General features: G+C 41.1%; 12 protein-coding genes. 10 read left to right on the plus strand and 2 right to left on the minus strand.

Annotated features, from left to right (window positions below):
• Positions 1 to 146 precede the first annotated feature (146 nt).
• The gene (locus JYB65_RS08725) at positions 147 to 1,427 is read left to right on the plus strand and encodes an O-acetylhomoserine aminocarboxypropyltransferase/cysteine synthase family protein (protein ID WP_206582476.1); all 1,281 of its coding nucleotides are present in this window, start codon (positions 147 to 149) and stop codon (positions 1,425 to 1,427) included.
• A gap of 10 nt (positions 1,428 to 1,437) precedes the next feature.
• Positions 1,438 to 2,361: a homoserine O-acetyltransferase MetA gene (gene metA, locus JYB65_RS08730; protein WP_206582286.1), complete on the plus strand. Its 924-nt coding sequence runs from the start codon at positions 1,438 to 1,440 to the stop codon at positions 2,359 to 2,361.
• 138 nt (positions 2,362 to 2,499) lie between these two features.
• On the opposite strand, the gene JYB65_RS08735 is transcribed toward metA, so the two are convergent.
• Positions 2,500 to 3,084 (minus strand): TetR/AcrR family transcriptional regulator, encoded by a 585-nt coding sequence (locus tag JYB65_RS08735; RefSeq protein ID WP_206582287.1) that lies wholly within the window; start codon positions 3,082 to 3,084, stop codon positions 2,500 to 2,502.
• Between the two features lie 170 nt (positions 3,085 to 3,254).
• Between JYB65_RS08735 and JYB65_RS08740 the strand changes: the two genes are divergently transcribed.
• From JYB65_RS08740 to JYB65_RS08755, 4 genes are all read left to right on the plus strand, one after another.
• Complete coding sequence (locus tag JYB65_RS08740) at positions 3,255 to 4,373, plus strand: efflux RND transporter periplasmic adaptor subunit (protein WP_206582288.1); 1,119 nt, start codon at positions 3,255 to 3,257, stop codon at positions 4,371 to 4,373.
• A 1-nt stretch (position 4,374) separates the two neighbouring features.
• Positions 4,375 to 7,470, plus strand: a complete 3,096-nt coding sequence (locus JYB65_RS08745; RefSeq protein WP_206582289.1) for an efflux RND transporter permease subunit — start codon at positions 4,375 to 4,377, stop codon at positions 7,468 to 7,470.
• Positions 7,471 to 7,654: 184 nt separating this feature from the next.
• Positions 7,655 to 8,086, plus strand: coding sequence for a MarR family winged helix-turn-helix transcriptional regulator (locus JYB65_RS08750; protein ID WP_206582290.1), 432 nt, complete (start codon positions 7,655 to 7,657; stop codon positions 8,084 to 8,086).
• A gap of 118 nt (positions 8,087 to 8,204) precedes the next feature.
• Positions 8,205 to 8,696, plus strand: coding sequence for a glutathione peroxidase (locus JYB65_RS08755; RefSeq protein WP_206582291.1), 492 nt, complete (start codon positions 8,205 to 8,207; stop codon positions 8,694 to 8,696).
• Positions 8,697 to 8,930: 234 nt separating this feature from the next.
• Here the strand turns inward: JYB65_RS08755 and JYB65_RS08760 are convergent, their stop codons facing one another.
• On the minus strand, positions 8,931 to 9,407 hold the full coding sequence (locus JYB65_RS08760) for a hypothetical protein (protein WP_206582292.1): 477 nt from the start codon (positions 9,405 to 9,407) through the stop codon (positions 8,931 to 8,933).
• Positions 9,408 to 9,506: 99 nt separating this feature from the next.
• On the opposite strand from JYB65_RS08760, the gene JYB65_RS08765 reads away from it, so the two are divergent.
• From JYB65_RS08765 to JYB65_RS08780, 4 genes are all read left to right on the plus strand, one after another.
• Positions 9,507 to 10,259 (plus strand): AzlC family ABC transporter permease, encoded by a 753-nt coding sequence (locus JYB65_RS08765; RefSeq protein ID WP_206582293.1) that lies wholly within the window; start codon positions 9,507 to 9,509, stop codon positions 10,257 to 10,259.
• On the plus strand, positions 10,256 to 10,600 hold the full coding sequence (locus JYB65_RS08770) for a branched-chain amino acid transporter permease (RefSeq protein ID WP_206582294.1): 345 nt from the start codon (positions 10,256 to 10,258) through the stop codon (positions 10,598 to 10,600). Before JYB65_RS08765 ends, JYB65_RS08770 begins: the two co-directional genes overlap by 4 nt.
• A gap of 385 nt (positions 10,601 to 10,985) precedes the next feature.
• The gene (locus JYB65_RS08775) at positions 10,986 to 12,431 is read left to right on the plus strand and encodes a 4Fe-4S dicluster domain-containing protein (RefSeq protein WP_206582295.1); all 1,446 of its coding nucleotides are present in this window, start codon (positions 10,986 to 10,988) and stop codon (positions 12,429 to 12,431) included.
• A gap of 43 nt (positions 12,432 to 12,474) precedes the next feature.
• On the plus strand, positions 12,475 to 12,654 hold the full coding sequence (locus JYB65_RS08780) for a hypothetical protein (RefSeq protein ID WP_206582296.1): 180 nt from the start codon (positions 12,475 to 12,477) through the stop codon (positions 12,652 to 12,654).
• Positions 12,655 to 12,693 lie beyond the last annotated feature (39 nt).

A 12,693-nucleotide genomic window follows, 5' to 3' on the forward strand; every position in this document is an offset into this window, starting at 1 on the left:
TTGTTTTTGCTTGATATTGCTTAAAATCGAGGAGAATTCTTTACAATAAAGAGGAATGAGAATCAAGTTCAGCTAAGTACAGTCACGAAAAATGAAATCGTTCTCATTGATTGATAAATGATAGAGAGGTAATTAAAATGAGCGAAATGAAAAACATGTCTTTTGAAACGAAATGCGTGCACGGTGCATACAAGGCTGAAAGCGGCCAACCGCAGGTATTGCCTATCGTGCAGAATACTACATATAGGTACTACAGCTCTGCAGATGTAGCTGAACTCTTTGACCTAGAAAGCCCGAACTTTATGTATACAAGATTAGGCAGCCCAACGGTAAACGCACTGGAAGAAAAGATGGCACTTTTAGAAGGCGGTTCTGCTGCTATTGCAACTTCCTCCGGTCAGGCGGCAACACTAATAACCATTTGCAATCTTTGCAAAGCCGGCGATCACGTAATATCTGCCGCAAACATTTATGGAGGAACACATAACCTGTTAGGTGTTTCCTTAAAAAAATTAGGAATTGATGTAACTTTTGTCGATCAAGAGTTACCGCTGGAAGAAATCATCGCTTGTGCAAGACCTGAAACAAAGGCGATTTTTGGGGAGAGCATCGGAAATCCTGCGCTGAGTATCATTGATTTTGATAAATTCTCCAAAGCTGCAAAAACAATAGGTGTACCGTTTATTGTGGACAATACCCTCGCTTCTCCGGCGCTGTGCAGACCGATTGAGCACGGTGCGGATATCGTTATTCATTCGACGACGAAATATGCAGACGGGCATGCAAGTTGTGTGGGAGGTATGGTCATTGAATCCGGTACCTTTGATTGGGCTGCTTCCGGTAAGTTCCCGGGGATGGTAGAACCCGATGAAAGTTATCACGGATTAAAATTCTATGAAAAGTTTGCTAGTGTAGCATTTACATTAAGACTCCGTGCCGTCATGCTTCGAGATTTCGGCTGTACGATGGCACCGATGAATGCCTATTTAACCCATCAAGGGTTACAGACCTTACACTTAAGAATGGAAAAACATTCTCAAAATGGATTGGCCTTGGCGGAATTCTTAAGTCAGCATGAAATGGTGGAATGGGTACTATACCCTGGATTAAAGGGCGATAAGTATTATGATTTAGCACAGAAATATCTTCCGGATGGTGCCAGCGGTGTATTGTGCTTCGGTGTGAAAGGCGGCAAAGAAGCCGGAGAAAAGTTCCTGTCCAATCTGAAGCTTACCAGCATTGTTGTTCATGTAGGCGACATTCGTACTTCTGTACTTCATCCGGCTAGCACGACTCACAGACAACTCTCGGAGCCGGAACAGATTGCAGCAGGAATCCGGCCTGAATTAATCCGAGTTTCGGTGGGCTTAGAATCCATCAAAGACATTATAGCTGACTTCGATCAGGCTTTAAAATCAGTAAAATAGGAGGTAAACTATGCCTTTAATCATCCCAAATGAATTACCGGCTTCCGATTCTTTGCAGAAAGAAAATATCTTTATCATGCATAAAGGCAGAGCCGTAAGCCAAGATATAAGACCCCTTAAAATTCTCATTGTAAATTTAATGCCTACCAAGATAGCGACGGAAACGCAGCTGGCCAGAGTATTAGCCAATTCACCGCTTCAGGTTGAATTGACCTTGGTATGTATGGATTCCCATGAATCAAAAAACACATCGCAAGACCATATGAACTCCTTTTATAAAACCCTTGAAGAGATTAAAGATGAGCGGTTTGACGGAATGATTATCACAGGGGCACCTGTGGAAACCCTGCCTTTTGAAGAGGTGGATTATTGGAAAGAACTTTGTGAGCTCTTTGAGTATTCCAAGAAAAATGTATACAGTAGTGTGCATATTTGCTGGGGAGCGCAGGCTGCGTTGTATTATCATTTCGGCATCAACAAGTATTTAACCGACGGAAAAGTATTCGGTGTATTTGAACATAGAGTGACCAGAACGCATAATCCACTGATGAGAGGATTTGATGAAATATTTTATGCCCCTCACTCCAGACACACCACGATAAACAAGGAAGAAGTGCTGGAACATCCGGAGATTCGAATCTTAGCAGAATCGGAAGGAGCGGGAGTGCATATATTGGCCACGGACAACGGCAGGCAGATTTTTATTTTAGGACATCAGGAATATGATAAAGAAACGCTAGCAACGGAGTATTTCAGAGATATCAATAAAGGGCTTCCGATCCACGTTCCTTATAACTATTTTAGAAACGACGATCCGAAGCAGGAAATTTTATTTAGATGGAGAGCTCACGCCAGCTTGCTTTTCACCAACTGGTTAAATTATTATGTATACCAAGAAACGCCGTTTGATTTGGATGCATTAGATAAAAAATAAAAATAATGAAAATAATAAAAAGCCCTTTTGTTGTGTAGGTGAAAGCTTATCTGATCCTTCCAAACAAGAGGGCTTTTCGAGTTTTATATGGTCTCTGCGAGATATTCATAAATGGATAGAAAGCAGACAGGAGAATTCTTAAGAGCAATTGGAGCTCGGAATGCATTTACTTAAAATATGAGCCAGTTCCTTAGGCGTTTCCTGACAATCTGAATTCAGCCATGTTCGAATAACCCCCACCATTCCTGCTTTTAGATATTCAATTTCATAATAAAGTTCAACTTTCTGCTCATGCAAATTTTGACCGAACAGGTTGTTGTAATTTTGATTGTTACAAGAGACGAGCAATGTATCAAGATGGTCGAGCAATGTATTAATGGTTGGACTAACATAAAAGTCATTCAGATAAACTTTGTAAAAATTTGCGTTTTCCAATACAAAATCTAATAGCTTTTCAAGCGTCACTTCGTTAAGAACCGGCTGTATCTGTGTGTCACTTTGTAAAAGGCTAAGGATAGTCTGCATTTTTTCGATTTCTATTTTTTGTAACAAATCATAGATATCATTGAAATGAGTATAAAAGGTTGTTCGATTCACGTTTGCTTTTCTGCAAATATCTTGGATTGTAATCTTATTAATGTCTTTTCCTCCAAGCAACTCAATAAAAACCTCTTTAATTTTATTTTGCGTATTCTGTGTACGCTGATTGTTTTTGACGTTCATGATTGGTTATCCTTTCCATTAACACAACACTTGTTGAATAATTGTAGCTTGAATTAACCACTTAAACTTATTATAATGGATTATTATTAAAACAACAACTATTGTTTTAATAATCGTACTAGAGACAATAAAGGATTTAAAGAAGGAATGATAAATAGATGGAGGATACTATGATTGACATTGTTCAAAGCACACTAAAGAAAAAAAAGGTTGTAATTACTGCTGTTGTATTGATTGCGGTGCTTATTTTTGCTTTTAAGCTCATGGCTGACCAGAAACCTGCTGAGGCAATGCAGGATAACGCGCTGACGGTTGAAGCAGCGGAAGCAACGATGACGGATTCATTGAAGGGGCTTACCTATAAAGCCAATCTGGAACCTATGGAGGAAGCGATCGTCAGCAGTAATGCGTCGGGACAGGTGACGCAGGTACTGTTTGAAAATGGAGATCAAGTAGTGCAGGGGCAGGTACTGGCTTATTTGAATGATAAAGATTTGCAGAATCAGCTAAAAGCAGCACAAATTAGTCTGAACCAATTGCAGGCAGAGCTTGCTTCGAAACAAAACGACTATGGGATTGCCAAGGAATTATACCAAAGCGGGGCTTATTCGAAGACTTCTTTTGATGCGGCGCAATTAGCTTATCAAACCGCCTTGTCGAGTGTGGAATTAAAAAAGGTGGCGATTCAGGATATCAATAACTCTCTTAATGACTATGTGATTCGTTCCGCTATCAGCGGAGAAATCGGTGGCAAAAATATCAGCGTCGGACAATATGTGAATATGGGAGCGGCTTTGGCGACCGTTAAAAACAATACCGCTATCAAAGCGGTCATTCAATTGATGCAAGGGGACCTGAGCAAAGTTGCAGTAGGCCAAACCGTTGAATTGAGAGTCGGAGAAAAAGAAAGCCAGCGCTTTGAAGGGGTGGTTGAAACCATCGCGGCATCTGCCGATAATCAGACCAGAGTATTTGACTGCTTGATTAAGGTATCTAATCCCGACGGAACACTGCATTCCGGGGTGACCGGCACGATTGAAATAGCGGAAGAAGGAAAAAAGGAAGTATTGGTCATACCGATGACAGCTTTAACAGGAAGTGAAGGAGACTATTCGGTGTTTACCATAGAAGATCATACCGCGCATAAAGTGGCGGTGACGATCGGAGAAATCTCAGAAGACATGGTAGAGATTACTTCGGGAATTCAAGAAGGAGAGAAAATCATCATTTCAAATTTGAATTCGATTCAGGACGGCGATAAGGTAACCGTAAGCGGGAAGGGGAAGTAGCATGTTCATAACTGATATTAGTCTCAAGCGTCCCACCTTTGCGATTGTTGTTATTATAGCTTTATTAGCTGCCGGAATCATAAGCTTTATGGGACTGAACCTCAATGAACAGCCGGAAACAAACCTGCCCTATACCGCTGTAATTATCACGTTACCCGGTGCGTCTCCGGATCAGATGGAATCCAAAGTAACAAAGATTGTGGAAGACAATGTAGGGCAGATTTCGGGCGTAAAGCATCTCATCAGCAGAGTCAGTGAAGGCTATTCGTTAACGGTTATTGAATTTGATGATTCAAGAACGGTGGACGATGCAGCTCAGGATGTCCGATCCAAGCTAGGCAGTATTCGTTCTTTACTGCCCAATGATATCAATGAACCGGTGGTTTCAAAAATAAATATGAATGAAATGCCCGTTTTATCCCTTACCGTTGCCGGGGATCTGAGTTCCGTTAAGTTGTCCAATTTGGTAGATAATACGATTGTACCTAAACTGAACAGCATTAGCGGAGTAGGCTCCGTTACTACATATGGTCTCATGGAACGCGAGATACAAATTAAAGTAGACAAAGATAAGCTGGCCGCTTTTAATCTGACGATCGGTCAGATAATCAGCGGTCTGAGCAGCGATAATATCGATATCCCAAGCGGGAAAGTAGCGGATGATTCCCGTGAAGTAACACTTCGTACCTACAGCAGTATTAAGAATGTGGAAGGGTTTAATGATATTATTGTAGCGACCATCAATGGAACGGAAGTGCGTCTGGGGGATGTAGCCGAGGTCATCGACGGATATGAGGCTAGAGACAGCATTTCTTTTTATAATGGGGAAGAGTGTATCGGAATTGATATTGTAAAGCAATCCGGGACGAATACCGTAGAGGTCGTGGACGAAATTAAAAGCCAAATGGAAGCGTTAGAAGCTTCTTTGCCGGCGGGAGTAAGTATTAATGTGGTCAGTGACAATTCCACCTCTATTCGGGCATCTGTTCACAGTGTGGAGGAAACCCTGATAGAAGGCTGTTTATTGGCTGTCGCTATTATATTCCTGTTCCTGCGGACATGGGGGAGCACCTTAGTGAGTGCCATATCGCTTCCGACCTCCATTATCACTACTTTTGCTGCAATGAAAATCATGGGTTTTTCATTAAATATGATGAGTTTAATGGCCCTATCGCTTTCGGTAGGCCTTTTGGTGGATGACGCCATTGTTGTCATTGAAAATATTGTAAGGCATCTCCGGATGGGAAAAACACCGATTCAGGCAGCAAAGGAAGCGACGAGTGAAATCAGCTTGGCCGTACTCGCAACTACACTGACAATCGTGGCGGTATTTTTACCGATGTCCATGATGAATGGAATCCTGGGCTCGTTCTTCAAAGAGTTTGGATTGACCATTGCGTTTGCCGTGCTGATATCGTTATTTATATCCTTTACCTTAGTACCTCTCTTAGCTTCCCGATATGTAAAGGATGACGAAGACATCGAGCCGAGAACTAAATTTGGAAGGTTTCTTCATTGGTTCAATTATCAATTTGATCTTTTAGCGGGCTATTATAAAAACATCTTAAGTGTTGTTTTAAGAAACCGTAAAAAAACTATCGCCGTTACGGTTGCTCTGTTTGTTGCCAGTATAGCACTGATTCCGTTAATGGGAATGAGCTTTATTCCCAGTCAAGATAAAGGCATTATTACTATTGCCGCCGAACTGGATTCCGGATTATCCCTGGATGCTGCAACAGAAAGAGCAAAGAAGATAGAAGACATTGTCAACCAGTATAAGGATGTACAGTCTGTTTATACAACGATTGAGAAAGACAGCATCAGCTTAAGTATTGATTTGACCGACAAAAAGGATAGAAAAGAAAGTTCGGACGAAATTGCTTCACAGATGCGTGCCGAAATTAAAGTCATGCCGGGATTGGATTTATCTGTGGCAGGAACTTCCGGTATGTCGAGCTCCTCTGCGAAAGCCTATGCCATTCATATACAAGGAGAGGATTTTGATCAGCTGTTGGAGTATAGTCAAAAAGCCAAACAGCTGTTGAACGACATACCGGGCGCAGTAGATGTAGGGATTAGCTATAAAGCCGGAAAGCCGGAGACTAGAATTGTTGTAGACCGTGATGCGGCAGCAGATCTTGGTGTAGCCCCTTCGAGCATCTCCAGCACATTAGGCATTCTGTTTAATGGGACGACGGTAGGACAGTATGAGTCCGGAGGAGACCGTATTGATGTGAAGGTCAGCGTACAAGATGATCAAAGCACAAGTCTTGACAGCATAAACGGCATTTATTTAGCCAGTACGACTACAGGCCGGATGATCCCAATTGAACAATTAATAAGCAAGGAATACGGAACGGCCTCTTCTCAAATTGCCCGTTATGATAAAAGCAGAGACATCGAAATTCAGGCGAATTTTATAGGCCTCACCTCTTCTGAACTGAACAGTGCTTTTATGGATAAGTTAAATAAAGAGTTGCCTCCGCCTAAAGGCATTACCATAGGGGCAGGAAGTGACCAGCAATTCATGGAGGAGAGTGCAGGGGGATTAGTTCAGGCCTTTATTTTAGGAATTCTGTTTATATTCTTGATCCTGGCGGCTCAGTTTGAGAGCTGGCTGGACCCGTTTGCCATTATGTTTTCATTGCCGCTTGCTATTATCGGAGCCATTCTTGCCATGTTCTTAAAGGGCGACGGGCTCAGTATGGTAGGCTTGATAGGGATCTTCTTCTTGATGGGGCTGGTTACTAAAAATGCCATTTTGCTTGTGGATTTTATTAAGAAAAGGCGTGAAGAAGGATCGGATCGGAAAGAGGCAATTTTGGAAGCTGCTATGATTCGATTAAGACCAATCATGATGACGACTCTTGCAATGATATTCGGTATGCTGCCGTCTGCCTTGAATTCAGGCACCGGATCGGAAATCTGGCAGCCGATGGCAGTGGCTATCATCGGAGGGCTGATTTCCTCTACGCTGCTGACACTTTTTGTCATACCGGTTATTTATACGATATTGGATGATATAAAGGGGAAACTGCGTTCGGTTAAATCAAAAGCGCGTGATAACATTCTGACAAAAACAAAAAGGGTATCTTAAATATAAAAAATCGTGTTACGCTTATTCACTATGAAGAATGAGGAAGACGAACCAATAAACTGCTCGCAATCATTACGTAGATAGCGGGCAGTTTTTACTTGACAATGAAATGAAAGCAGTATATTATGAAATAAATAAATTGTATAAAATTAAATTTTGTAAAACTGTATAGGAGATACTTGAAATGGGGCAGTATGATAAATTAAAACTGGAAAATCAGCTATGCTTTTCGTTATATGCGGCATCAAGAGAGGTTATCAAACTGTATAAACCGCTTCTCGACAACTATAATCTGACGTATACGCAGTATGTCGTCATGCTTGTGTTGTGGGAAGAACAAAAGATAACGGTAAAGCAGCTGGGCGAAAAATTACATTTGGATTCGGGTACCTTATCCCCGCTTTTAAAGAAATTGGAAAAGATGGACCTAATCATTAAGTATAGAGACAAGGCAGACGATAGAGTGGTTAACGTAGAAGTAACGGAGAAGGCGAAGGCCTTAAAAGAAAAAATAGTGGAAGTGCCGGAACAATTGTTTTGTAAGTTTGATTCTGAAATGGAAGAACTGGTGCAATTAAAAAAGTTATTGGACAATTTGTTGATTCGATTGGATTAAAGCGTACAATAGGACGTTAAGAAATGAGTTGCTAAGACAGATTAATTTTGCCATATAGATTGCATGAAATTAAATTTTTTAAAATTTAATTATTAATAGAACGGGAGATGTGAATAGTATGAAATTTTATGATTTTACAGCAAAAAAAATAAACGGTGAAGAAGTAAAAATGCTGGACTACAAAGGAAAAGTAGTGTTGATTGTGAATACTGCAAGCAAATGCGGGTTTACTCCTCAACTCGAAGAACTGGAACAATTGTATGAAAAATACAGCAAAGATGGTTTTGAAGTGTTAGGCTTTCCGTGCAATCAGTTTGCGGGTCAGGAACCGGGAACCAATGAAGAGGTGCAGCAGTTTTGCCAAATCAACTATGGCGTATCGTTTACTATGTTTGAGAAAATAGATGTCAATGGAGAAAATGCACATCCATTATATCAGTATTTGACCAAGGAAGCTAAAGGAAGCATAAACAACAAGATTAAATGGAATTTTACCAAGTTTTTAATTGATTCTGAAGGGGATGTAGTGAAGCGATATGCACCGATTGTCAAACCTTTAAAGATTGAAGAAGATATTAAAAAGCTGCTAAAAAAGGAGATCAGAATATGATTTATGAATTATATTCAATACTTTTGCCAAAATTGAGGTAAATGGTGAAGATGCTGCATCAAAGGGGCTGTATGAACGGGTAGAAGAATATGGATTTGGCACAACAGGAAACGATATAAAAAATCGACAGGAACTATAAACTGCAACGTATTTATTTGGGCAGTCAATGCTGCGTAAGATCCTATAAGCACTGGCTGTCCAAATGCGTTTTTTGAGACAGAACTCTTCATTCTATTATTCATCACGCGTGGTGGATTCTTCTGAAGAGTCTTTTTCTTCTTCATCAATTTTGATCGCTCCAACTGTCATCGCTCCGACGGCCGCTGCCTTTGCCAATGTTTTTGTGCCGTGTGAAATCTTCTCAAAGTCTTTTTCTTTAATTCCTTCTAGAATCTCTCCGCCGTTTTTAGTGACTAATTTAAAATTATTAACAAAATTATCGACAACTTTGCCGCCGCCTTCCTTTAAGGTATCGATCCCTTCTTGCGATTTTTCATGATTTTTCGTCACCTTACCTGCGACTAAATCGGTTGTACCACTTGCGATGTCTCCTACGATCTCTCCGGTATAGATGGTGGAATCTACTATACTGGAACCGATATCATCAATTAGCTTGACCTTTGCCACTTTACCGACGACGGATATCGTTCCGCCGATTACCCCGCCAACGGTTGCTCCTGCAATAATCCCTGCCTTTTTCAGTCTATTCATCTATATACCCCCTGTATATTTTTGATTGAAGTGCGCTTCTGATGAGAGTATACTATAAAAACGTACGCTGGTAAAGTAATGAAAGAGAAGGTAGGTCAAATGAAAGAAGCAATAAAAGCAGCATTCCCTTATACAATTCCCGTATGTTTAGGATATGTACCGCTGGGAATCGCCTATGGTTTGATGATGGCGAATGCAAACTATGGTGTGCTATGGGGTTTCTTTTCCAGCCTGTTCATTTATTCAGGTACAGCTCAATTTGTTAGTGTTGATTTTCTGGCAACAGGCACTGCCTTGTTGGAGATTGCTATTATCATTATTGTGATGAATTCGAGAATGATGTTTTACGGATTGTCTTTTTTAGAGCGGTTTGATGGGATGGGCCTGAAGAAATGGTACATGATTTTTGCGTTGACGGATGAAACCTATGCCCTGTTGTCAGCCATCAAAATCCCTGAACAGTTGGATGAGAAGAAGTTTATGCTTGCGCTGGCTGCGATGAATCAATCGTATTGGATTGCAGGCAGTGTAATCGGAATTACAGTGGGCAATTCAATCCACTTTAATTCGACGGGCATTGATTTTGCCATGACCGCACTGTTTGTTGTGTTGTGCATGGATCAATGGAAAGCCTATAAATCTCATGAACCTGCCATGATTGGGCTGAGCTGCTCCGTAGCAGCTTTGATTATATTCGGAGCGCAAAACTTTATGATTCCTTCCCTGATCGCTATTATCGCGGTGATGGTTGTAAGAAGGAAATCGATTGCAGGTAAGATGGACGAAGATGAAAAACAAGAGTCAGAATCTGAACCGGATTATATAACAGAAGAGGGAGGTGAGCAGATATGAGTTCAGATACCTTTACCTATTCTGTGATTATTATTGCACTGATCGCCGTGCTGACCTTCGGGGCCCGTTTTGTTCCGTTTGCCTTATTCAGCAGAGGGGGCAGGCCGCCGGCAGTCATTCAATACCTTGGCAATGTTCTTCCTCCTGCCGTAATGGTACTTCTCATTGTTTATTGTTTGAAAGCTGTTTCGATAACGAGCGGAAATCATGGTCTTCCGGAATTTGTTTCCATAGCAGCAGTTGTCCTGCTTTATAAGGTGTTTAAAAACAATTTATTAGCCATCGTAGGCGGTACGGGACTGTATATGTTTTTTATTCAAACCGCATTTTTCGGTGCATGATGCTTTTGTGATGCCCCAAGATAAGATGAAAATTATATAAAGAGTTCATTCTAAGGTTTAATCCTCCGTAAGGACACAGGATAAGCCAAAAGAGTGAGCTCTTTTTCTAATAGGAAATAGTAGCTTTTCTATTAGGTAAATGAGGCAACAGATCAAGGCTATCATGTTATGAAGGAAACTGTATTTTGTGATTATTGAAATAGTTTTTTAGAATAAGACCCCAGCAGAATCATCGCAGCTGATTGAATTTTACGTCTATTTGTTAAAATAATGACAAACATGGGGCGCCATGCTACAATGAGTTCGCTAATAGAACAACAGTTAAAAGCAGGGATTTATATTGGCAAATATGGACTCTATAGATGGCTTGGAGGGGTGAAAAAGAATGAGAATCTTTGATACAAAAGTACAAGAGATTAAATATAAAGTACTGAGCGAAGTGGCGAGAAAAACGTGGGAAGGGAAGGACTCTTTCGCTGAGTTTGATGATATTGCAAAACTTATTGTTGCAGATGAGCCGACGATGCGGTGCTGCATCTATAAAGAAAGAGCGATTGTAGCGGAACGTATTCGAATTGCTCTCGGAGGGAAAAAGGATAATCCGAATATTATTGAAGTTATTGAGATCGCTTGTGATGAATGTCCGGTAGCCGGTCATGTGGTGACGGATTTATGCAGAGGATGTATTGCACATCGTTGTCAGGATGTCTGTAAATTGGGTGCCATCAGTTTTGATGAACATCAAAATGCGAAAATTGATAAGAGTAAGTGTGTAGAATGCGGGAAATGTGCCAATGTCTGTCCGTATAAAGCCATCAACAATTTTATAAGACCTTGTGAGAGAGCGTGCAAGGTGAAGGCGATCCACATGGGGGAAACAAAAGCGGCTACTATTGACCATAGCAAGTGCATTTCTTGCGGAGCTTGCGTCTATCAATGTCCTTTCGGTGCGACGGTGGACAAATCTTTTATCGTGGATGCGATTCATATCATCAAAGGAAGCAAGGAGAATACAGCCTATAAAGTATATGCAATTGTTGCCCCTTCTATCGCCAGTCAATTTAAATATGTAGAAATGGGGCAAGTCATTACGGGAATTAAAAACCTTGGCTTTTTTGAGGTGATGGAGGTTGCCTTCGGCGCAGATATGGTGGCTTTGTCAGAAGCACAAGAATTGATAGACAAAGGATTTTTGACGACTTCTTGCTGTCCGGCCTTTGTGAGTTACATTTATAAACATTGTCCATCTATGATTCCTCATATTTCTCACAATCTGTCACCGATGGCCGCTTTAGGAAAATACATAAAGGAGCATGACCGCAGTGCTAAAGTGATTTTCATCGGTCCTTGCACTGCAAAAAAAGAGGAAATCAGGCGGGAAGAAGTAGGGACGTATGTGGATTGCGTGTTAACTTTTGAGGAACTGCAGGCGCTGTTCTCCAGCAGAGATATAGAGCTGGAGTGCTTAGAGGAAAAACAATTTGAAAAAGCGTCTGGCTTTGGAAGAGGGTTTGCCAATACAGGAGGTGTGGCTCAGGCGGTTACACAGGCTGTGAAAGAGCTTGCGACAGAAAGCGGAGAGGAAAGCACTGCTGCTCATTTCACTGTGAATCCAATTGCTTGTGATGGAATTGAAAAATGCAAGACGATTTTGCTCCGTGCCTCGAAAGGTGGGCTGCCAAACAATTTAATCGAAGGAATGGCCTGTATAGATGGATGTATCGGAGGAGCAGGCTGTTTGAGTCATGGAGAAAAAAACAGAGACTATATTGTAAAATACAGCAACGCATCGAAAATCAAGTCACTGCATGAATCTGGACGGGCAGAATAGTTTTTGCTGAAACCTTCCATAATAACTCCAGGAGGTGAAAAAAATGAGTAACGAAACGAAGCTATTTTCCGAAACAGGAAAATTTGATGCAAGTCATTCTACGGAAGACCATTCATGGATTCAAGAGGAAAAAATGGAAGGGGAAATTCCGGGAACAATTAAAAAGCAAAATTTAGGCCACAATTCAAAAAAAGAGGGATTGAGCCGAAATACGAAACGATAAGGCAGTGAGAAGGATCATATGGTGGAGGTTTTGCGATAA

Origin of the sequence: Clostridium aminobutyricum, from assembly GCF_017255415.1 — a bacterium.
Lineage (GTDB): Bacteria > Bacillota > Clostridia > Peptostreptococcales > Anaerovoracaceae > Aminipila > Aminipila aminobutyrica.